Annotated in this window: 18 protein-coding genes; 3 read left to right on the top strand and 15 right to left on the bottom strand. The window is 53.3% G+C overall.

What is annotated here, in order from left to right; all coding sequences use genetic code 11:
- Positions 1-7: 7 nt before the first annotated feature.
- From BMX45_RS22760 to BMX45_RS22790, 7 genes are all read right to left on the bottom strand, one after another.
- On the bottom strand, positions 8-268 hold the full coding sequence (locus BMX45_RS22760; protein WP_007129256.1) for an IreB family regulatory phosphoprotein: 261 nt from the start codon (positions 266-268) through the stop codon (positions 8-10).
- Between the two features lie 218 nt (positions 269-486).
- The gene (gene alaS / locus BMX45_RS22765; RefSeq protein WP_090912085.1) at positions 487-3,114 is read right to left on the bottom strand and encodes an alanine--tRNA ligase; all 2,628 of its coding nucleotides are present in this window, start codon (positions 3,112-3,114) and stop codon (positions 487-489) included.
- Between the two features lie 419 nt (positions 3,115-3,533).
- Positions 3,534-4,601, bottom strand: coding sequence for an AI-2E family transporter (locus BMX45_RS22770; protein WP_090912087.1), 1,068 nt, complete (start codon positions 4,599-4,601; stop codon positions 3,534-3,536).
- A gap of 159 nt (positions 4,602-4,760) precedes the next feature.
- Positions 4,761-4,970, bottom strand: a complete 210-nt coding sequence (locus BMX45_RS22775; protein ID WP_015734058.1) for a hypothetical protein — start codon at positions 4,968-4,970, stop codon at positions 4,761-4,763.
- A gap of 11 nt (positions 4,971-4,981) precedes the next feature.
- Positions 4,982-5,503, bottom strand: a complete 522-nt coding sequence (locus BMX45_RS22780; protein ID WP_009592754.1) for a PRC-barrel domain-containing protein — start codon at positions 5,501-5,503, stop codon at positions 4,982-4,984.
- Between the two features lie 138 nt (positions 5,504-5,641).
- Positions 5,642-6,787 carry a cysteine desulfurase family protein gene (locus BMX45_RS22785; RefSeq protein ID WP_090912089.1) on the bottom strand — a complete coding sequence of 382 codons (1,146 nt, stop codon included), beginning with the start codon at positions 6,785-6,787 and terminating at the stop codon, positions 5,642-5,644.
- Between the two features lie 17 nt (positions 6,788-6,804).
- Positions 6,805-7,224, bottom strand: a complete 420-nt coding sequence (locus tag BMX45_RS22790; protein WP_015734056.1) for a cysteine metabolism transcriptional regulator CymR — start codon at positions 7,222-7,224, stop codon at positions 6,805-6,807.
- 299 nt (positions 7,225-7,523) lie between these two features.
- Between BMX45_RS22790 and mnmA the strand changes: the two genes are divergently transcribed.
- The gene (gene mnmA / locus BMX45_RS22795) at positions 7,524-8,633 is read left to right on the top strand and encodes a tRNA 2-thiouridine(34) synthase MnmA (protein WP_139212486.1); all 1,110 of its coding nucleotides are present in this window, start codon (positions 7,524-7,526) and stop codon (positions 8,631-8,633) included.
- 74 nt (positions 8,634-8,707) lie between these two features.
- Here mnmA and nrdG read toward each other — a convergent pair whose 3' ends face one another.
- Positions 8,708-9,211 carry an anaerobic ribonucleoside-triphosphate reductase activating protein gene (gene nrdG / locus BMX45_RS22800; protein ID WP_090912091.1) on the bottom strand — a complete coding sequence of 168 codons (504 nt, stop codon included), beginning with the start codon at positions 9,209-9,211 and terminating at the stop codon, positions 8,708-8,710.
- On the bottom strand, positions 9,208-11,442 hold the full coding sequence (locus tag BMX45_RS22805; RefSeq protein ID WP_254778193.1) for an anaerobic ribonucleoside triphosphate reductase: 2,235 nt from the start codon (positions 11,440-11,442) through the stop codon (positions 9,208-9,210). The genes nrdG and BMX45_RS22805 overlap by 4 nt, the downstream gene beginning before the upstream one ends.
- A 184-nt stretch (positions 11,443-11,626) precedes the next feature.
- Between BMX45_RS22805 and BMX45_RS22810 the strand changes: the two genes are divergently transcribed.
- Positions 11,627-12,034: a nuclear transport factor 2 family protein gene (locus BMX45_RS22810; protein WP_254778194.1), complete on the top strand. Its 408-nt coding sequence runs from the start codon at positions 11,627-11,629 to the stop codon at positions 12,032-12,034.
- Positions 12,035-12,137: 103 nt separating this feature from the next.
- Here BMX45_RS22810 and BMX45_RS22815 read toward each other — a convergent pair whose 3' ends face one another.
- Both BMX45_RS22815 and BMX45_RS22820 read right to left on the bottom strand, forming a co-directional pair.
- The gene (locus BMX45_RS22815; RefSeq protein WP_175495183.1) at positions 12,138-12,674 is read right to left on the bottom strand and encodes a PCYCGC domain-containing protein; all 537 of its coding nucleotides are present in this window, start codon (positions 12,672-12,674) and stop codon (positions 12,138-12,140) included.
- 62 nt (positions 12,675-12,736) lie between these two features.
- Complete coding sequence (locus tag BMX45_RS22820; RefSeq protein WP_090912095.1) at positions 12,737-14,044, bottom strand: replication-associated recombination protein A; 1,308 nt, start codon at positions 14,042-14,044, stop codon at positions 12,737-12,739.
- A 235-nt stretch (positions 14,045-14,279) separates the two neighbouring features.
- Here BMX45_RS22820 and BMX45_RS22825 point away from each other — a divergent pair, with 235 nt between their 5' ends.
- The gene (locus tag BMX45_RS22825) at positions 14,280-14,561 is read left to right on the top strand and encodes a hypothetical protein (RefSeq protein ID WP_090912097.1); all 282 of its coding nucleotides are present in this window, start codon (positions 14,280-14,282) and stop codon (positions 14,559-14,561) included.
- A 304-nt stretch (positions 14,562-14,865) separates the two neighbouring features.
- Here the strand turns inward: BMX45_RS22825 and BMX45_RS22830 are convergent, their stop codons facing one another.
- From BMX45_RS22830 to hisS, 4 genes are all read right to left on the bottom strand, one after another.
- On the bottom strand, positions 14,866-17,043 hold the full coding sequence (locus BMX45_RS22830; protein ID WP_090912099.1) for a HelD family protein: 2,178 nt from the start codon (positions 17,041-17,043) through the stop codon (positions 14,866-14,868).
- A 305-nt stretch (positions 17,044-17,348) separates the two neighbouring features.
- Positions 17,349-18,104 carry a tRNA threonylcarbamoyladenosine dehydratase gene (locus BMX45_RS22835; RefSeq protein ID WP_009592791.1) on the bottom strand — a complete coding sequence of 252 codons (756 nt, stop codon included), beginning with the start codon at positions 18,102-18,104 and terminating at the stop codon, positions 17,349-17,351.
- A 35-nt stretch (positions 18,105-18,139) separates the two neighbouring features.
- Positions 18,140-19,918, bottom strand: a complete 1,779-nt coding sequence (aspS, locus tag BMX45_RS22840) for an aspartate--tRNA ligase (RefSeq protein ID WP_090912101.1) — start codon at positions 19,916-19,918, stop codon at positions 18,140-18,142.
- Between the two features lie 44 nt (positions 19,919-19,962).
- Positions 19,963-21,216: a histidine--tRNA ligase gene (gene hisS / locus BMX45_RS22845; RefSeq protein WP_090912103.1), complete on the bottom strand. Its 1,254-nt coding sequence runs from the start codon at positions 21,214-21,216 to the stop codon at positions 19,963-19,965.
- Positions 21,217-21,476 lie beyond the last annotated feature (260 nt).

Genomic DNA, 21,476 nt, shown 5'->3' on the forward strand with positions numbered 1-21,476 from the left:
TGTGCTCCTAACGGTGACTGGCTAAGTAGAACCGGACCAGTTCTTCAATCAATTCATCTCGCTCTTTTTTCCGGATCAAACTTCTGGCATTATTGTGCCGAGGTATATAAGCGGGATCCCCGGACAAAAGATACCCTACGATTTGGTTAATCGGATTGTACTCCTTCTCTACCAGCGAATCGTATACCGAAAGTAGAATGTCCTGGGCGGAAACCTCCTTTTCATCACCTTTTACATTGAACTTGACTGTCTTATCCATGGAGTCCATGTGTGACACACCTCGCTTCTTCAAAGAACATGTTTACCATGCTTCGTCGAATAAATATTTACCAGCTTGATCTAGTTATATCATAACATAATCCTAAGTCTCTACGGAAATCCAAAGCGAAATATTTAGAGAGTGTTCCAAAAAATTCGGGATTGTGTACAGCAAATGCCGCTTCCCGCTTACGGCTGCCTGCCGTACACAATCTGGACAAATCATGTTTACACGCCTTGGGCTACGAGGTCCTCCGCATGCTGCAGCGCTTGGGCAAGTTTGGAAGCATCCTTGCCCCCGGCTTGGGCCATATCCGGACGGCCTCCGCCGCCCCCGCCGCATACCGATGCGACTTCCTTCACCAGCTTGCCGGCATGATAGCCCTGCTTCACCAGTTCCTGCGGAACCGCTACGACGAAATTCACCTTGTCGCCCGCTTTGGAGCCGAGCACAAGGATGGTCTCAGGCAGCTTGCCCTTCAATTCGTCAGCGATGCCGCGGAGTCCGTCCATGCTGCCGGCCTGTACTTCGGCTGCCAGCAGCGACGTGTTTCCGACCTGCTTCACTTTGTCGGTCAACTGGCTGGCTTCAATGGCTCCCAGCTTCCCTTGCAGGGACTCGTTCTCCCGGGCCAGATCCTTCACCTGTTGGTTCAGGCCTTCGATTCGCTTCGGCACGTCCGCAAGATTGCTCTTCAGCAAGCCGGCAGCCTGCTTGAGCAGGTCCATTTGGCCCTCCAGATGTTCATAAGCGTATCGTCCCGTTACGGCTTCAATGCGGCGAACGCCGGAGCCGATGCCGCTCTCGCCAAGCAGCTTGAAGATTCCGATCTGGGACGTGTTGTCCACATGGCATCCGCCGCACAGCTCGATGCTGTAATCCCCGACCTGAACGACACGGACAATATCGCCGTATTTCTCGCCGAACAAGGCCATGGCGCCCATCGCCTTCGCTTCATCAATGGCCTTACGCTCGATAACGACCGGAACGCTCTTCCATACCTGTTCATTCACGCGGCGCTCAATATCGGCCAGTTCCTCCTGCGTAATACTGCCGAAATGGGAGAAGTCGAAGCGCAGACGCTGCGGTTCAACAAGGGAACCTGCCTGATTGACATGATCACCAAGCACTTCCTTCAAGGCTTTATGCAAAAGATGAGTCGCTGTATGGTTCTTGACGATGTCATTGCGCATGGCCGAGTCGACCTGCGCCTTGACCGTATCGCCCACTTTGAGCTCGCCGAGCTCGACGGTTACGAAATGCACATGCTGTCCATGCGGAGCCTTGAAGAGGCCTTCCACTCGGGCACGCACGGATCCGCCTTCCAACATCCCCTGATCGCTGACCTGGCCGCCGCTTTCCGCATAGAACGGGGTAACGTCCAGAATGACCTGACAGGTCTCGCCTTCACTGACGCTGTCCGCAAAGCTGTCACCGGACACAATGGCGAGCACTTTCGCCTCGCTGACGGTGTCATTATATCCAACAAATTCACTTTTAACCGTATAATCGGAAAGAACGCCGCCTTGGACCTTCATGCTTTCCGTTTCATGACGGGCTGCGCGCGCACGGTCACGCTGTTCCTTCATCGCGGCATCAAAGCCTTCGCGGTCCACGGACAATCCGTGTTCGGACGCATAATCCTCCGTTAAATCAAACGGGAAGCCGTACGTATCATACAATTTGAACGCGTCGCTGCCGCTGATGACGGATTTGCCCTGCTTCTTCGCTTCGGCGCTGACGTCAGCCAGGATGTTCAAGCCGTCCGAGAGCGTTTTGTGGAACTGTTCTTCTTCCGTCGCAATGACCTTCTCGATAAAGGCGCGCTTCTCAACGACCTCTGGGTAGTATACTCCCATAATATCGCCTACGGTTCCGGTCAGAGTATACATGAACGGTTTGTCCAGTCCGAGCACCTTTCCGTAACGAACCGCGCGGCGGAGCAAACGACGGATGACATAGCCGCGGCCTTCGTTGGAAGGCAGCACGCCATCGCCTACCGCGAATGCAACCGTACGGATGTGGTCTGCAATGACTTTCAAAGCGATATCGTATTCCGTCTTCTCGTTGTATTTTACGCCGGCAAGCTCTGCCGTCTTCTGAATGATCGGCTGGAACAGGTCGGTATCGAAATTGGAGGCCACGTTTTGCAGAATGGAAGCAAAGCGCTCCAGACCCGCACCCGTATCGATGTTCTTGTTCGGAAGCGGTGTGTAGCTGCCGTCCTTGTTGTGGTTGAACTGGGAGAACACGAGGTTCCAAACTTCAAGCCAGCGTTCATTCTCGCCGCCGGGGAACATTTCGGATTCGGGTGCCTCCGTGTCGTATCCTTCGCCGCGGTCATAGAAAATCTCGGTGCAAGGTCCGCATGGTCCTTCGCCGATATCCCAGAAGTTATCCTGCAGCTTGATGATGCGCTCCTTCGGGAGACCGATTTTCTCGTTCCACAGTTTATAGGCCTCCTCGTCCTCCGGATACACGGTTACGGACAGCTTCTCCGGCTCGAAGCCGATCCACTTTTTGTCCGTCAGGAATTCCCAGGCCCAGGTGATCACTTCTTCTTTAAAATAGTCGCCGATGGAGAAGTTGCCCAGCATTTCGAAGAATGTATGGTGCCGGCGGGTCTTGCCGACATTCTCGATATCGTTGGTACGAATGCATTTCTGCGAGTTGGCAATTCTCGGATTTTCCGGCTTCACGCGCCCGTCGAAGTAAGGCTTGAGCGGAGCCATGCCTGCATTAATCCATAGCAGGGACGGGTCGTTATGCGGTACAAGCGATGCACTCGGCTCAATATTGTGGCCTTTCTCTGCAAAAAACTCTAGCCATTTGGAACGGATCTCACTAGCTTTCATCTCTACACTTCCTTCAGTCATAATATAGGGATACATCATTTGTATCCGAACACAAAAAACGCCCCTGAATTTAATTCAGGGACGAATGTTCTCGCGGTACCACCCTGGTTATCGTCCATTCATCCTCCAGCATGTCTTCCTGGGATAACGAATACGACGATCGCCTCGTAAGAGCTTGATAACGGGAGCTGCCCGGTGAATTTGAATCACACTCGAAAATTAGCATTCGGCTAGGGACGCTTCAAGGTTCTCGCAGCCAGCCGGAAATTCTCACGGCAGGAACCTGTTCTCTGGGCAAGGTGCACAAAGCCTACTCGATTTTGTCATCGATTTTACGGTTATAGGTTGATCATTTCAAGTATATATAGGGGGAATCCATCTGTCAATGCAGGAACATGCCTGGTTATCGACCGAAGGGGTCAACCGGATTTCTTCCTGACATAATAAGCGAACACATGCTGCAGAAGCACTTTGATGACGGCAAAGACCGGAACAGCCAGAATAAGGCCCACGGTTCCTGCCACCTGTCCGCCGACAAGGAGCGCAAATATGATCAGAAGCGGATGCATATGCAGCTTCTTGCCCACCACTTGCGGTGAGATGACATTGCTCTCCAGCGTCTGGCAGACCATATTGACCGCCGCCACCAGCAGCACCATCCTCCAGGAAATCGTGGATGCCATCACGAGCGCTGGAGCCGCCCCGAGAAATGGGCCTAGATACGGGATGATGTTAAACACCGCCACGATGCTGGCCAGCAGCAGCGCGTACGGCATGCCCACGATTATGTATCCCACGTAAGCGAGAACGCCGATGATCAGGCATACCAGAAATTGTCCGCGGACATAATTCCCGAGGGCCGTGTCGATCTCTTTCAGCAGCGTGACAATCGACTTGCGGCGGCTCCGCGGCAGATAGGATACGGCGGTTCGCTGGAACACCTCAAAATCTTTTAATATGTAGAAGATCAGGAACGGAACGATTAACACATTAAACAGGATGTTGATGGTGTTGCCGATATTGTCCATGAAATCCGAAATTCCACCGGCCAGCCTCGACTCCATCTGCAGGAACCAGCTGTTGACGCCTGTCCTTACTCCCGGGGGCAGCAGCCTGCTGTCCAGATTGGTCATCAAGCTTTGGGCGTTCATCGATAATTCAGGCAAGTGCTCGTTGAGCTCCTCCAACTGCCGGATCAGCATCGGAATCATATTGATCAGAATGACGGCCAGCGAAGTCAGGAAGACGGCATAAATGAGCAGCACTGCAATGCTCCGCGGAACTTTGCGGTCAGAGAGCGTGCATACAATCGGATTCAACACATACGATATGATCATGGCAACCAAAAATGGAGCCAGGACGGCCTTAAGAAAACGATAGACATCCAGAAACAGCGGGCGCAGCAGCCAGACAAAATAAAGGGAGATGAGTCCAAGCATCAACCAAACCAACAACCGAAACCATTTGTTCTCGGTCAGCTGTTCCACACAGGCACCCTCCTTTTTTCGAAAGCTACCCTGTAGTATATGTACAAGCTTCCAGAAATAAACTAACATTTCCGCCGGCCAACATGAAAAAGACTCCTGCCATTCAGCCGCACAGGCTTTAAGCAAGGAGTCGTTGAGCTTATGCTATGTACGCGTTCTTCAGGAAGACGCGTGCATCTGTGGAAAATCCGGCTGCATGTCATCGCCGAAGAACAAATCATCCAGCGAGCTGAGCGTGCCGTCCTCTTCTACCTGGTATACGGACATTTTCTCTCCGTTAACCGTCAATTCGATAAAGCAACCCCAGCAATAAAACTGGTGGGAGCCGATTTTTCCGATATCTTTGGAACTACAGTTTGGACATTTCATCCTACCTCACCCTATCCGTTCACAGAATTAATGGCTTTTTCCAGACGCTGTTCGCTCATCGGGGGTACCATGACGGCACTCTCGCCGATAGCCATTTCCGCTGTGCAAGGCAGCCATTTGCGACCTTCGATCAAATCCGAGACAAATCCATCGGATATTTCCAACCCTAGTATTGTATTGCCCTGTTCCTGCTCAAAATAAACATCCGATATACGACCGAGCAGGACACCATCCTCTGTCAGGACCTGCATCTCTTTCAATTTGCGCTTGCCCAAAAGGTACGTAAGCGGTATATCGTTGGCGCCCAATTTGCGGACAGCCTCTTGGCTCCGGATCATGACGGCATCTTCCCCGTAGGCTACGATATCTTCCCATGAGACGCTTTTCACATGCGAGGAAAACAAAGCCTTGCCTTCAAGCTCCAATCCGGTAATCAACCAGTTCTCATCTAGTATAAAATCGTGGATTTTGCCGATTTCCTTACCGTTCTCCACGTCGAATACAGCCAGTCCGATCATTTCTTGAAGTTTCATAACCGTGGACACCTCCTCATCCTTCATGGTTTGAAATCAACCGCGGTTCCCAAAAAACGCTGACCGACGGGCAATTTCCAAGGATGAAATGGACGAACGCATACCCCCTATTCCGTAGAAGGAGAAATCCCTTAACATCTATTTACGTAACCGATTAAGGATGGTTCCAATTTTTTGGGCAGTGTACTCCATTTCTTGAGTAGTATTACCCAAACCGAAACTAAAACGAATCGCGGAGCGCAAAACAGGGTCAGAAAGTTTCATTGCTCGGAGTACATGGGATATTTCCAGGGATCCCGACGTACAAGCCGAGCCGCTTGCCGCCGCAATTCCTTCCATATCGAGGTTCATCAGCATCGTCTCCGTATCGGCACCGGGAAAGCTGATATTCAGGATGTGAGGTAGGTAATGTTCCGGGTTTCCATTGATCACAAAAGAATTCTCGCCAATCTCCTGACGAAGCCCCTCAAGGAGGGTCGATCTCAGTTCGGAATAATGCTGGATTCGCGTCTCCATATTCTGCACGGTCCATTCCACTGCCGCCGCAAAACCGGCGATTCCGGCCATATTCTCTGTTCCGGCCCGGCGCTTCTTCTCCTGCAGCCCTCCGAACAGACGGGGAGAGACGCTGAGTCCCCTACGGACGACCAAAGCGCCAACGCCCTGCGGCCCGTTGATTTTGTGGGCGGAAAAGCTCCACATATCCACCGGCAGCTCGCGGCAGTTGATCGCCTCCGAGCCCAATGCCTGAACGGCATCGGTATGGAATACGATTCCGCGGCTCCGGCATAACTCGCCGATTTCGGCGATCGGCTGAACGGTGCCTACTTCATTGTTCCCGTACATGATGGTCACCAGCGCCGTGTTGTCCTGAATCGCGCCCGCAATGTCCTCTACAGAAACACGCCCTGTAGGGTCCACCGGGACATAGGTAACCTGGCAGCCCCGCCGTTCCAGCTCATGGCAAGTGTGGAGCACCGCATGGTGCTCCACCGCTGACGTAATCACATGTCTGCCGTCCACGCCCAAGGACCCCAGCAGCCCCAGAACAGCCAGGTTATCGCTCTCGGTCCCGCCTGCGGTAAACACCAGCTCGTCCGAATGGCATCCTAACCAAGAAGCTATCCGATCACGCGCCCCGTTCACGATCTTCTTCGCTTCCCGTCCAAAAGCATGGACGCTCGAAGCATTGCCGTATTGGCTCGTCATGACATTCATCATCCGCTTGGCAACCTCCGGATGAACCGGGGTTGATGCGGCATGATCCAAGTATACTGATTTCATCTCCGTCGTCACCCTTATTAAATATAAAACATATAGTTGTCTGCAGCAGACTGTTCATGGTAATTGATCAGATAGTCCAGCGTGGTGGAATCTAACACTTCAGCGATGCTGTCGCGGATCCGGAGCCAGAGATCACGCTTCGCCGGATCGTCCTCTTCCGTAAAATCGACGGGGGATATCGGCCCTTCCAGCACGCGGATGACGTCGCCTGCCGTGATGGATGCAGGGTCCCGGGAAAGGATGTATCCGCCATATGCACCGCGGATGCTCTTAACCAAGCCCGCATTCCGCAGCGGCGCGATCAGCTGCTCAAGATAATGTTCCGACAGCTGGTTCTTCTCGGCTATGCTCTTCAGCGAGGTCGGCCCTTCACCGAACTTGGCGGCCAGCTCCATCATAATCGTTAATCCGTATCTTCCTTTTGTTGATATCTTCAAAGGTGACACCTCTTTCGGCAATTTGTATATTATGTCCATCCTGTACATGAGTTGTAGGTGGCGGGCAAGCGATAAATACGTCGTAATCCATGAGTAAAGCAGCTTATCCTGTATTTTTCTCCGTATTCCGATCATTACCCTCAGCTTATCGTAACATATCCTGGACCCTAATGGGTAATATTCCAGCTGGAAACTCGAAAAATGTTCACCCTGAGTGGACAAAATGAAGCGTGTGAACCTTGTTCCAATATGTTAAAATACCTCCATGGGCACAATTCAATATGAAAATGGTGATAACGATGTCAAAAGAAAAACATAACACTCGTATCGTTGTCGGCATGTCGGGAGGAGTCGACTCCTCCGTAACAGCGCTCCTGCTCAAACAGCAGGGCTATGAAGTGATCGGCATCTTTATGAAAAACTGGGATGATACCGATGAGCTTGGCTACTGCACAGCCGAAGCGGACGCTGAAGACGTGCGCCGCGTGTGCGAGCAGCTCGACATTCCCTACTATACCGTCAATTTCGAGAAGGAATACTTCGATAAAGTATTTTCCTATTTCCTCGATGAATATAAAGCCGGGAGAACGCCGAACCCCGATGTCATGTGCAACCGCGAGATCAAATTCGGCGAATTTCTGAACAAGGCCATGGACCTGGGAGCCGACTACGTCGCTACAGGCCATTACGCCCGCGTCATCGAGGAGGACGGACAGTACCGGCTGCTGCGGGGTGTGGACAGCAACAAAGACCAAACCTACTTCCTCAATGCGCTGAGCCAAGAGCAGCTTTCCAAGGCGATGTTCCCGATCGGGCATCTGCCGAAACCGGAAGTCCGCCGACTAGCTGAGGAGGCCGGGCTATATACCGCTAAGAAAAAAGACAGCACCGGCGTTTGCTTCATCGGCGAGCGGAATTTCAAAGAGTTTCTCGGACAATATCTCCCCGCCCAATCCGGCGATATGGTGGACATTGTCACCGGTGAAGTAAAGGGCCGCCATGACGGCTTGATGTACTACACGCTGGGGCAACGCCAAGGCCTCGGGATCGGCGGATCCGGCTCCGGGGAGCCTTGGTTCGTAGCCGACAAAGATTTGACCAACAATATTTTGTACGTTGTTCAAGGCGATCATCCGAGCTTGTATTCGACCGGACTCGTTGCCTCCGGAATGAATTGGATTGCAGGACAAGACGCTATGCCCAAAGACGCCTACACCTGCACCGCCAAATTCCGCTACCGTCAGCCGGACCAGGAAGTAACCATAACCCCGCGCGAAGACGGAACCGTTCATGTCGCGTTTGCGAAGCCTCAAAAAGCGATCACGCCGGGACAAGCCGTCGTCTTCTATCAAGGGGACGAATGCCTTGGCGGGGGAACGATCGAAACGGCGGATAAAGTTCCTTATTAATCCGCTGAATGATACGCGAAGAGCACACACTTGATACGGAATGTTCCGTAAAGCGTGTGCTCTTTTTTTGCGTGCTAGCGAAGAATATACTCCACGGTCACTCCCTGCTCCATGCTGGCGGCTACATCGATGAAACGCTGATTCGAGCTGCCCCGGAAAGGAAGCGAGACATCCCTGCGCTCCAACTCGAATTTGCCGTCAACGATGACATCGCACAGCAGGGCCAATTTGTGCAGCTTCGGCTGCCTCATCAGCGCTTCGAAGGTGAACCCCGTGTAGGCCCATACGTTTTTGGCGGGACAGAGGGTCTTGAGCCTGCGTACGAATGCCGCACATTCTTCCGGGGAGAAGAAGGGGTCTCCACCGCATAAAGTCACGCCATCCAGCAAAGGGTTGTCTTGGATATCCTGCAGTATCGCCGCTGACATTTCTTCGGTAAAGGGCTCCCCGGCTTCAAAGTCCCAGGAATCCGTATTAAAACATCCGGCGCAGGCATGGCGGCAGCCGCTCACGAATAGAACCGCACGAAGTCCAGGGCCTTCATTGATGCTCTCGGGGATGTATCCGCACACATTCACAGATGTTTCACCCGATCCCGAACCTCGGCCTGCTTGGCGGAATTGAAGCGCTCCGTATAATTGCCCGTTAAATACCCCGTTACCCTCCGCAGCCGCTGGAAGTTTCCATCCGCCTCCAAGGCGCCGCATCCAGGGCACGCACTTCCGATAATGCCTTCGTAGTTGCATGCCGGGCACCGGTCGACGGGATGGTTAACGGAGAAATATCCGATGTTCTGCTGCAGGGCAAACTGCACGATGTCCCGGAAAGCAGCCGTATTCTGCCTTGCGTTGCCGTCCAGCTCCACATACGAAATCGCTCCGGCATTGCACAGCTCATGGAAAGGTGCTTCGGAACGGATTTTGCGGTAGGCGGCCATCGGATAGTACACGGGTATATGAAAAGAATTCGTGTAATATTCACGGTCCGTCACACCCTCGATCACCCCGAAGGTTTGCCGGTCCAGCTTCGTGAATTTTCCGGATAACCCTTCTGCCGGCGTGGCAAACAGCGTAATGTTCAGGTTATACCTTTCACCGGCTGCATCACAAAACCGGCGCATATGCCGGATGATCTCGATCCCCAGCCCACGGCTGTCCTCATCCTCGCCGTGATGCCGTCCGGTCATCGCCTTCAGGCATTCGGCCAGCCCGATAAATCCAAGCGCCAGGGTGCCGTGCTTGATCAGCTCGCGCACCTTGTCCTCCGGCGCCAGCGCCTCTCCGCCTTCCCACACGCCCTCCCGCATCATGAAATCGGACGCTTTGGCCGGTTGGTCGGCCTGCAGCTCGTAACGGTGAATCAAGCCCTCCACCGCAATTCTCATATAATGATCCAACTGTTGATAGAAACGGTTCAGGTCCGGCACTTCCCGCTTCCCTTGGACGATGCCATGTTCAATCCCGAGCCGGACCAAATTGATCGTATTAAAGGACAGGTTGCCCTTGCCGCTCAGGCGGTTTCGCCCAAAGCGATCCGAAATCGTGCGGGTCCTGCAGCCCATGGTGGCAATAATCGTGTCCGGATCCCCCGGGTTATAATAGACGAGATTAAACGACGCGTCCACGTTGACGAAATTCGGGTAGAGCCTGCGGCTGGAGCACTCGACGGCTTTCAGGAACAGATCGTAGTTCGGCTCGCCTTCCGCCTGGTTGACCCCCTGCTTGCACTGGAAAATATGCTGCGGAAATATCGGTGTCTCTCCCCCGCCGAGCCCCTTCATCGTGGCATCCAGCAGGGCGTGGGATACCAGCCTTCCTTCGGTTGACGTGCACATGCCGTAATTCAGCGAAGTGAAAGGAATTTGTCCGCCGGCCCGGCTGCTCATCGTATTCAAATTATGGATCAAGGATTCCGCGGCCTGTTTTGCTTCATTCACCGTTTCTTGATAGGCGTAATGATATACTCGCGGGTATATGTCCTTCAGCTGCTCATTGTCTATGTATATTTCGTGATCCTCAAGGGCTCGTTCATACGGCTGATCCTCTCCCAGCCCCGCTTCTCCGAAGTAGGCCAGCCCTTTGCGAAAATGCCGACGAAACGATTTGCCGACATACGGAGCGAGATCCCAATCGATTTTGCTGCCGGACACGCCGCCGAATTGGCTGTTCTGCTGGGATTGAAAGATGATGGCTACCAGCGCCATGGCGGTCATGATGCTCTGCGGCGGCCTGACCGATCCGTTACCGGTATTGAAGCCCTTGGCCAGCAGCCGGCCGAACGGGATGAAGATGCAGTTCGTGGTTCCCAGCGCATACTGGTCCAGATCATGAACGTATACATACCCATCCCTCACCGCTCTCGTGAGCTCTGTGGGGAGGATGAATTTGCTTGCCATCCATTTGGCGTATTCGGAGCCGATCCGGCTCATTTTTCCGCTGAAGGATTCCCCGTTCAGATTCGCGTTCTCCCGCAGCAGTTCCAGATTCGTTACCCCAATCACATCCCTGCTGATCTTGTAGAGCTCTCCCCGCCGCATCCGCTCCAGGTCACGGGCTTCCCTGTAATGTTGATAAGCTGCCGCGGCCTCTGCATAACCGGTGCTGCGCAAATGCTCCACAACGATATCTTGGATTTCCTCCACACTCACCTGCTCCATCCCCGCGGTGGCGCGGGCAACCGCCTCACCAATCTGCAGGGAAGCCTCCTTGTAGGACGCACCCTCAACCGCTATAAAAGCTTTATCCACTGCCTTCACAATCCGGCTTATCTCAAAATCCACCAAGCATCCATCTCTCTTCATCACTTTCACGAACTCGATCAGCTCCTTGTGATTTCATAAAACTATTTCACTATATATAGATTTATAATGTAAATTTATATCAATATATAGTGTTTATCTGTGAGAATAATCACAATTTAATAAATATTGCAGGACATATGGGGAGTTTGATCGAATCGTTATTTATGAATCTTAGAAAGGATGTAGATGCTGCTTGACAGAAACATTGGAATATGCCGTCGCTGCCTTTACCGACATGCATGACAGTTACATTGCCGATTGGAACGAGGCTATGATCTCAGGAGACACTTCAAAGCTAGAACGTATGGGTGTGAATTACTACGTTACTTTTTTCGGCAGTGCCAAGGACAAGCCTGTCTTCTACTCTAAAGACGAGGCCATTTCAGGAATGAAGCTATCGGTAGAACAATTGCTCGGCGCCCAGAAAAAATTTGAGAACCGGGTGATTAGGCTCAGAGATAATAAAAATGCAGTTGTGTTCTTCGAGTTAGTGATCGAGAAGGATGGGCAGGCGCTGGCCAGGCTATTCACCACGGAATATTGGGAACGAGTCGATAACCAGTGGCTGCTTGCCAGGGAAACGGAACAGCCCATTAGCTAACTCAGTACATAAAGGCAATGTTTGATCGAAAATTGAAAAGGGTATAGCTCAGGTTACCGAACAGTAACTTAAGCTATACCCTCTTCTCCATTCATATCAATGCTTAGCTCCCCACTGGCGGCATCGGAGTCGGTGTTGGCTTCGCATAATCCGTGCCGTACTTCTCATCAATCGCGGTCCGGATATCCGTTAAGCTCATGCCCTCGCTGCTCATTTTGGCAGATTCCACGGCAATGTCCAAACAAACCCCGCAGCGGGTGCCGTGATCGTCCCACACTACCGTGCCGTCCTCCTGAATCTCATCGATAAAACAGTTCAGGTTGCTCTCATGACCGGCGCTTTCCCCACAGCCGCAATAACAAGGAATGTATTTCAGGACATCACTCACCTGCGCGGACAAAGCATAAATCGTTTGGAGCTCGCTGGTCTGGCTCTTCAAAAAGGTCGGCAGCTCATCGATCGATGACGTCGCCTCCTGGATATCCCCGTTGGACAGCTGCGTCTGATGTCCGTGCTCATGCGCCGCCTCGGCTGCCTGTCCACTTGCGCCCTGCTCCTGGGCGCTTTTTCCCGAACAGCCGCTCAGCATAAGGCCGGCGGACAACAGCAGGATGACAAACAATTGTTTCCCTAATTTCATCATTCATTTCCTCCAATTAACTTAACTAAAGGCCTTGATGAACCCCGTTATCGCTAATTTCCTTATTCTTCGCGCCGCAATCGCTGGTTGTGTGCGATCTTGGCTTCGTTCCCCTGCTCCGTGGCCTGATAGAACACCCGGCGGGAAAGCTCCTTCGGCAAATACTCCTGTTTCACGTAATGGCCCGGATAATCGTGCGGGTACTTGTAGCCGACATGTCCCAGCTTCACCGCCCCCGAGTAATGCGCATCGCGCAGATGCAGCGGAACCTCCGCCGATTTCATCTCATCCATGGCGGACATCGCACGGGATATGGCGGATACAACGCCATCGGATTTCGGGCTCTCCACGGCGAACAGGATCGCCTGGGCGATGTTCAGCTTGGCTTCCGGCCAGCCGTTGTTCCGGTAGGCATCCAATGCGCTTACCGCCTGCACCATCGCTTGCGGATTGGCCAGCCCAATATCCTCGCTGCTGGCAGCAATCAGCCGGCGGATGAACACCATCGGGTCCATGCCCAGCTTTTCGACCGCATACAAAAACCAGAACAGCGCCGCATCGCTGGAGCCCCGAATGCTCTTGTGAAAGGCGGACAGCACATCGTACTGCGTAGACTCGTCCGCACGCACAGTAGGCCGGCGAATCGATTCCTCCGCCACCTCGAGCGTGATATGGACCGTACCGCTTGCGTCCGGCGGCGTCGTCATCGCTGCCAGCTCCAACGCATTGAGTGCACGCCGGATATCCCCGTTCGCCATGGCGGCAATGTGCTCCAGCGCTTCCTCATCGGCCTTGAGATCCATGAATCCAAGGCCTTTGTCTTGATCGGTCAGCGCGCGCCGCATCGCGATCATGGAGTGGTCCTTGGTCAGCGGCTGTAGCTGGAACAAAGTGGACCGGCTCATTAGAGCCCCGTTGACATAATGAAAGGGGTTCTCGGTCGTCGCGCCGATAAATATGATCGTGCCGTTCTCCACGGCAGGCAGCAGCGCATCCTGTCTGGAGCTGTTGAAGCGGTGCACCTCATCCAGGAACAGGATCGTTTTGGTGCCGTACAGGCTGCGGTTGCTCTGGGCTTGCTCAATGACTTCCCTAACGTCCTTGACCGTGGCTTCCACCGCGTTCAGCCGAACGAAATGCCCCTTCGTTTGCTGGGAGATGATATGCGCAAGCGTTGTTTTGCCGCATCCAGGCGGGCCGTACAATAAAATCGACGAGACCTGGTCTGCCTCTATGGCCCGCCGGAGCAATTTGCCCGGTCCGATAATATGCTCTTGTCCTATATATTCATCCAGCGACGAAGGGCGCATCCGATCGGCCAGCAGCCGGGAGTCCCGGTCCCCTTCACGCCCGATACTGAATAAATCCATGGCTACACTTCCTTGTCTGATATCGATGCAAAAATAAGTCGTTTCAATCCATCACGCTCTATCATATCATATTCGAATTCGCCGTGCCTGCGCTGCGGCAACTTCCTGTCCTACGCTTCAATCGTCCCACCGTTCGGATATTGCAGCTTATTTTGATCATATCCAACTTTTATCGAACCCAACGCGTTTTATATAATAGGGAAACGTTTGAAAAACCTGATCTGGGGAGAATGTTATGACGACTCGCAAAAAATCCGTACGCAAAATGTATAACGCGGTTATCCATATGACGTTCAGTATACTGGGGCTCTACCTTCATGCCAGTACCTATCATCTTTTACAAGAAACATTCGGCCCCGGTTACCTCGACGATGAGAGACTGGCGATGTACCTGCTGTATGCCGTTCTCATCCTGCAGTTCCTGCTCGGCTTGTACGTATTCATACGTTCAGCCATCATCCTTTACGAGTACAGGCAGGGAATCCGGAGCGAGGACGACGACGAGGTCTTGTTATGAAGGTGTCGCATAAACACTATGCACGAAGGGAGACTATGGAATTGAAAAAACGAAAGCCTAAGCGAAAAATGTCCCTCTACATCCTACTGGCAGCTGCCTGTTCCATCCTCGCTGTCTGGACTTTGATCCGGTTTATCGAAAATCTGGGCTCCTCCTACCAAATGCTTGGTTAAGCCCCTAGCAAGCCCCTGTGCCACAAAAAGTCCCGCAGAGGCTAACACATGCTGCCATGTGAATCCCTGCGGGACTTCCGTTTCTCTCTATTGACATTCCGGGAACCGACAGCAGCTGCGCAATCGAACGATTACTCCGCTGGCCAACCGCTAGCCATGATCTCTGAAGTCTCTGCCATGATATACGAAGGCAGCGGCTCCCCATGCAGCAGCCACAGCTCATGCAGTGCACGCGTACAGCCTACATACATTAACTTGGCATCCCAAGCTTTCTCCGCGTAATGAACCCGGTCCGCATCTGCCACCACAACGGCATCGAACTCAAGCCCTTTGGACAAGTACACGGGGAGCACGGAATATCCGCCCTGATACGTTCCCTTGCTGCCATCGATCAGATTCAGCATCGGCCAGGACGGGCTTAACTCCTCATGCAGCTCTTTCGCTTCCCGCAAGGTGCGGGTGAGAATGGCTACCGTCCGGTATTCCTTCGCAATGAGCGCACTCATGGCCCGCTCCAAATCCTTCCTTCTGTCGTTCCTGGCATCATAAGGAATGAGGCGAACGGCATCGCCGCTACGGAATACGGGCACGGCGAGCAGGTCGCTTGCGACCCCCTTCTCCAGTATCCCATTGGCAAATTCAATGATCTCCATCGTGGAACGGTAACTGCGCGTCAGCGCAAAATAAGCCGTTTCCTCTTCCTTGAACAGGGAGCTCATTTCTTCCCACGCATGCACGCCGCGATACGCATGAATGCCCTGCGACAGATCGCCTAGTATGGTGAAGGAATGTCCTCTTACGAACAGATCCAGCACAGCCACCTGAAACGGAGAAAAATCCTGGGCTTCATCGATGACGATGTGGTCAAACCGCTGCTCTGAGGAAATATCGTTCAGCAAGCAGTGGAAATACAGCAGGGCTGGCAGATCCTCTTCCCGGACCACATTCTTCTTCAGATCTTTACGCGTTGCCGCCAGTACCTCCGGCGGAATAAGTCCGGAGAGCTCTTCGACCCAGGAGCCGGCCGCCTTTACCGCTCCAAACAATTGCTTATATAGGGAAATCGGCTCAAATTTCGGCCAGCGATTGGCATAAGCCTTTTCGCGTTGTGCCGCTTTTTTCTTCCGTTCTTTCAGCACGGCCGGCGATGGCGATTTCTTCAGCTCCATCTCGACCCAGCGATGCAATCTGGCGAGCAGCCGTTCCTTCCGTTTCGCCAGCGGATAGGGCTTATATTCCTGGTAAAACCAATCCGCCATCGTCTCCTGCTTCAGCACGGCTCCATCCCATGGAGAGAAATCCCCGTCCGGTAGGGCCTCGGCTTCGATGGACTCCACGCAGCGCCGCACGATATCCATCAGCCTTAAGGAGCCTTTATAGCGTCCGCTTACATTATCGTTGATATCCGGCGTCCCTTGACCCGGTTCCGTCTCGAACCACTGATGAAGCGTCTGCGCATGATCCTCCGAGGACAGCTGAATATCAAGCAGCTTTGCCGCCCAATCGCCAAAGGTCCGCTGCTGAATATCACCAACTCCGAGCTCGGGCAGCACATCGGATATGTAATCCAGGAACATGAGGTTTGGCGCGAATATGATCATTTTCTCGGCCGTTACCTGCTCCTTGTACTGGTAGAGCAGATAAGCCAGCCGATGCAGCGCCACCGTCGTTTTTCCGCTTCCCGCCACCCCTTGGATGATGAGGGCGGTGTTCTTGGCCGCCCGGATGATTTTATCCTGCTCCGCTTGGATCGTGGACACGATATCCCGCAGCCGGTTATCCTTGTTCTCACCGAGACGGTAGACCAAAAACTCATCGGATACGGCAGGTCCGCCGCTTTCCCGATTGTACGTGTCCGATACCCGCTCCAAAATTTGCTTGCGGATCACGACGTTACGTTTTAAATACACAAGCCCCTCGATAATTCCTTCGGGCGCTTCGAATGAAGCCGGATCGGTACCGCCCGTAAAGGAGTAGAATAGACTCGCGACCGGAGCCCGCCAATCAATCACCATCGGGTGATCACCAGCGTCCGCCTTGTCGAAGCCTATCTTCCCGATATAGAGCGGTTTCTTTGCCCCCGTTCCGTTCTCTTGAAAATCCAGCCTTCCGAAATAAGGCTCCGGTAAGCTTTTGGCGAGGGCCTGCCGTTTCTCTTCCCTGCCTGCCTCAAGCACCTGCTCCGTAAAATCATGGCCCGTGTATACCGGAATACCGCGCAGCCGTTCAAGCTGACGGTCAATTTCAACGATAACCTCGTTTAGCCTTGACTCTTCTTCTTGATAGGCACTTTGAAAAGATTCTGACACTTTCAGTTACCTCCTAAGAACATATTTTTTCGTATCGAAAGTCTGGCTTTAGGGCCGTGACACAAAAAGGAGTTCCATTGTAGCACAACTCGCCGGGATATACTAGCAAAGCGCTGCCACAGGAAATTTTATTGTTTGGGTTTGCTGTTTCGAATCGCTTTGTCCACGGCAGCAAAAAACGCAGCGTCCTTTGCCGGACACTGCGTTTGGTTAACCACGCTCAACTTTGCCGAAAGACTATTCTTTCTGCCTTCCGTTTGTCTATCGTTTTCTCGATCCGGGTTTAAAATGGTCCGGACACTCCGTTACAACGAGACGCCGCCTTTTTCGAGCAGCTCTTTCACCGTCACGCTGACCATGATCAGGCCGGCCACAGGCGGCACGAATGCATTGCTTGCCGGCGGCTGCTTCGCCTTCCGGATTTCCGGAGCATTCTCGGGCACGATTTTCTCCGTTACGTCCTGGCGGGGCTTCATCGGCTCTTCCAGAGAGAACACGACCTTGACCCCTTTCTTGATGCCGTCCTTGCGCAGCTTGGTGCGCACGATTCGGGCAATCGGGTCCATGGAGGTTTTGGAGATGTCGGCCACCTGGAACTTCGTCGGGTCCATTTTGTTGGCCGCGCCCATGCTGGAGATGATCGGAATGCCCCGACGCAGGCACTCCTTGATTAAATGCACTTTATAAATAATCGTATCCGAGGCATCGATCACATAATCCAGCTCGTATTTAAACAGCTCTTCATACGTTTCTTCGGTGTAGAACATGTTTAGGGCGATCGCTTCACATTCCGGATTGATCAGTTTGACTCGGTCGACCATCAAATCCGCTTTCTTCTGACCCACCGTCGTCGTTAACGCGTGGATCTGCCGATTGATGTTCGTGATGTCCACCACGTCTTTGTCGATTAGAATGATGCGGCCTACTCCGGTTCGGGCGAGGGCCTCCACCGCAATGGAACCCACGCCGCCGATACCGAGCACCGCCACGGTGCTGTTCTTCATCACTTCAAGGCCTTCGGGACCGATGGCTAATTCCGTTCGGGAAAATTGGTGCAGCATAATTCAGGCAACCTCCTTTATCAAGAACAACAGGCTTATTTTTTCTCGTCGCCCGGCTTCTTGGCGAGTTTGATATGGAGCTGCTCCAGCTGTCCTCCGTCCACCTGGGAAGGAGCGTCCATCAACAGATCCGTTGCGCTTGCCGTTTTCGGGAACGCAATCGTTTCACGCAGATTGGTGCGTCCGGCAAGCAGCATGACCAAACGGTCCAACCCGAAGGCGATTCCTCCGTGCGGAGGCGTGCCGTACTCAAAGGCGTCCATAAGATAGCCGAATTTATCGTGCGCCACTTCCGGCGACATGCCTAGAGCCGCAAACATCTTTTCTTGGATCTCGCGTTTGTAAATCCGCATGGAACCGCCGCCTACTTCGTATCCATTCAGAACGATGTCGTAAGCTTCAGCGCGTACGGCAAGCGGATCCGTATCCATCAATTCCAGATCCTCGTCTTTTGGACGGGTGAACGGATGATGCTCGGCCACATAGCGCTTCGCCTCTTCGTCATAGCTGAACAGCGGGAAGTCCAGCACCCAAGCAAATTTGTATTCGTTGTCGTTGATCAGGCCAAGCTGGCGTCCGATTTTCAAACGGAGCGCGCCAAGCACGTCGGCAACCACTTTTTTGTTGTCTGCGGAGAACAGCAGCAGGTCGCCGTCTTCGGCTCCCGTGCGTTCTCTTACCGCTTCAATCTCCTGATCGCTGAAGAATTTCACGATTGGCCCTTTGAATTCGCCCTCTTTCACTTGAATCCAGGCAAGACCCTTCGCTCCGTAACGGGCTGCATACGGTCCCAGATCGTCAATTTCCTTACGGGTCCAGGTGCCGCAGCCTTTAGCGTTCAAACACTTCACTTCGCCGCCTTTTTCAATGACGGAAGAGAATACTTTGACGCCGCTGCTTGCAACGATGTCGTTCATTTCGATCAGTTCCATGCCGAAACGGAGATCCGGCTTATCGGAGCCGTATTTGCCCATGGCGTCGGCATAGCTAATACGCTGGAACGGCGTCGCCAGCTCAACGCCGATGGTTTCCTTGAACAGCTTCACCATCAGCTGCTCCATCATGTTCAACAGGTCTTCCCGATCCATGAAGGATGTCTCGATGTCGACCTGGGTAAACTCCGGCTGACGGTCGGCCCGCAAGTCTTCGTCACGGAAGCAGCGCGCAATTTGGTAGTAACGCTCAAGCCCGCTCACCATAAGGAGCTGCTTGTAGATTTGCGGGGATTGCGGAAGCGCAAAGAATTCGCCTGCGTGTACGCGGCTCGGCACGAGATAGTCGCGCGCGCCTTCCGGCGAGCTCTTGGTCAGAATTGGCGTCTCCACATCCACGAAGCCCTCATCATCGAGGAAGTCGCGGAATACTTTCGATGCTTTGGAGCGCAGCATCAGCGTTTTTTGCATCTCCGGACGGCGAAGGTCCAGATAACGGTACTTCAGGCGGAGCTGCTCATCCACTTCCACGCCGTCTTCGATAAAGAACGGAGGCGTTTTGGCTGCGTTCAGCACTTCGATGCTGGTTACTTGTACTTCGATTTCGCCTGTCGGCAGGTTCGGGTTGAACGTTTCCGGATCACGCTTTACGACTTTCCCGGATACGGCCACCACGAATTCGCTGCGGACTTTATCGGCAACGGCCAATGCCTCGCCGGAGAAATCCGGGTTAAATACGATTTGCATGATGCCGCTGCGATCGCGCAGATCGATGAACAGCACGCCGCCCAAGTCGCGGCGGGTTTGTACCCATCCGTTCAGTGTTACAGTTTCTCCAATGTTCGCGGTTGTCAGGTGACCGCAATGATGCGTCCTTTTCATCGGTTATCATTCCCCTTTAGTATAATTAAGCCGCTTTACGGCGATTAAACAAATTCCTGTACCAGGCTATCCAGCCTAACGGTTCGCTGCTCGCCGGTCTCCATCGACTTCAACGCGATTTCGCCGCGTTCCAGCTCGTCGTCGCCCAGAATGGCGGTATAACGGGCTTGCAGACGATCGGCCGATTTCATCTGGGCTTTCATTTTCCGGCCGAGATAATCGCGTTCCGCGGACACGCCTTTGCTGCGGAGATCGTAGATCAATTTCGCCATTTCCCGTTCGGCGGCTTCACCCAGCGCCACCAGATAAACGTCCAACGGTTTCGAGGCCGACAGATTGACGCCTTGATGCTCCAGAATCAATTGAATACGCTCAAGGCCGATGCCGAATCCGATGCCCGGCTGATCCGGTCCGCCGATCTGGCCGACGAGACCGTTGAAGCGTCCGCCGCCGCCTACCGTATCAATCGCGCCGATGCCCTGGGCCTTGAATTCGAAGGCGGTATGCGTGTAGTAGTCCAATCCCCGAACCAGTCTTGGATTGATTTCATACTCGATGCCCATGGCGTCCAGGTACCCTTTGACTTTCTCGAAATGCGTGCTGCACTCCTCGTCCAGGCTGTCCAGGATCGAAGGCGCATCACCGAACTTCCCTTGGTCCTTCTTACAATCCAGCACGCGGAGCGGGTTGCGTTCCATGCGCGACTGGCAGTCCGAGCAAAGGCTGTCTTTCATCGGTTCTAGGAAAGCAAGCAGCGCGCTGCGGTAAGCTGCCCTTACCTCGGACGTTCCCACGGAGTTAATCTCTGCTTTTACCCCGTTCAGTCCAAGTTCCTTGTAGAAGCTGTACCCCAGCGCAATGACCTCGGCGTCGATAGCCGGATCCGCGGTGCCGAACACCTCTACGCCGAACTGGTGGAACTGGCGGTATCGGCCCGCCTGCGGCCGCTCATAGCGGAACATGGGCCCCATATAGTACAGCTTCGTGACATCGGGCTCTCCATACAGCTTGTTTTGCACGTAAGCCCGAACGACGCCTGCCGTCCCTTCCGGACGAAGGGTCATGCTGCGATCCCCTTTGTCCTTGAACGTGTACATTTCCTTCTCTACGATATCCGTCGTTTCCCCGACTCCGCGTTCGAACAATTCGGTCTGTTCGAAGATCGGTGTGCGAATTTCGCGGTAATTGTACCTCCGGCATAGATCCCGTGCCTTCTCCTCGATAAACTGCCATTTCTCGACGGCTCCTGGCAGGATGTCCTGCGTGCCCGTCGGTTTCTCGAATTTCTCGTTTGCCATCTTCATCCCTCCGCGTCCTATGACATACTCACCTATTGAACATGTCCCTTGCCTAGATCTGTTTAACTATGGAAAAACTCCTAGGGAGTCATTTCTCAACAAGCCGTGAAACTAAAAAATCTCCCGTCCCGCTGTCCTAAGACAACAGGGACGAGAGATGTTTAATTTATCACCCGTGGTACCACCCACATTCCGGCGGCGACACATCCTAACGTGTGTTCAACCATCCGCTTCATCCGTATAACGCCCGGCTGCGCAGT

Source organism: Paenibacillus sp. cl141a, from assembly GCF_900109305.1.
In the GTDB taxonomy this organism is placed as follows: domain Bacteria; phylum Bacillota; class Bacilli; order Paenibacillales; family Paenibacillaceae; genus Paenibacillus_AQ; species Paenibacillus_AQ lautus_A.

What these genes read in the sequence shown, in the direction of transcription:
- BMX45_RS22760 (WP_007129256.1), bottom strand. Translation starts at nt 268, where the DNA reads ATGGACTCCATGGATAAGACAGTCAAGTTCAATGTAAAAGGTGATGAA.
- alaS (WP_090912085.1), bottom strand. Translation starts at nt 3,114, where the DNA reads ATGAAAGCTAGTGAGATCCGTTCCAAATGGCTAGAGTTTTTTGCAGAG.
- BMX45_RS22775 (WP_015734058.1), bottom strand. Translation starts at nt 4,970, where the DNA reads ATGAAATGTCCAAACTGTAGTTCCAAAGATATCGGAAAAATCGGCTCC.
- BMX45_RS22780 (WP_009592754.1), bottom strand. Translation starts at nt 5,503, where the DNA reads ATGAAACTTCAAGAAATGATCGGACTGGCTGTATTCGACGTGGAGAAC.
- BMX45_RS22785 (WP_090912089.1), bottom strand. Translation starts at nt 6,787, where the DNA reads ATGAAATCAGTATACTTGGATCATGCCGCATCAACCCCGGTTCATCCG.
- mnmA (WP_139212486.1), top strand. Translation starts at nt 7,524, where the DNA reads ATGTCAAAAGAAAAACATAACACTCGTATCGTTGTCGGCATGTCGGGA.
- BMX45_RS22815 (WP_175495183.1), bottom strand. Translation starts at nt 12,674, where the DNA reads ATGAAATTAGGGAAACAATTGTTTGTCATCCTGCTGTTGTCCGCCGGC.
- BMX45_RS22820 (WP_090912095.1), bottom strand. Translation starts at nt 14,044, where the DNA reads ATGGATTTATTCAGTATCGGGCGTGAAGGGGACCGGGACTCCCGGCTG.
- BMX45_RS22825 (WP_090912097.1), top strand. Translation starts at nt 14,280, where the DNA reads ATGACGACTCGCAAAAAATCCGTACGCAAAATGTATAACGCGGTTATC.
- BMX45_RS22835 (WP_009592791.1), bottom strand. Translation starts at nt 18,104, where the DNA reads ATGCTGCACCAATTTTCCCGAACGGAATTAGCCATCGGTCCCGAAGGC.
- aspS (WP_090912101.1), bottom strand. Translation starts at nt 19,918, where the DNA reads ATGAAAAGGACGCATCATTGCGGTCACCTGACAACCGCGAACATTGGA.
- hisS (WP_090912103.1), bottom strand. Translation starts at nt 21,216, where the DNA reads ATGGCAAACGAGAAATTCGAGAAACCGACGGGCACGCAGGACATCCTG.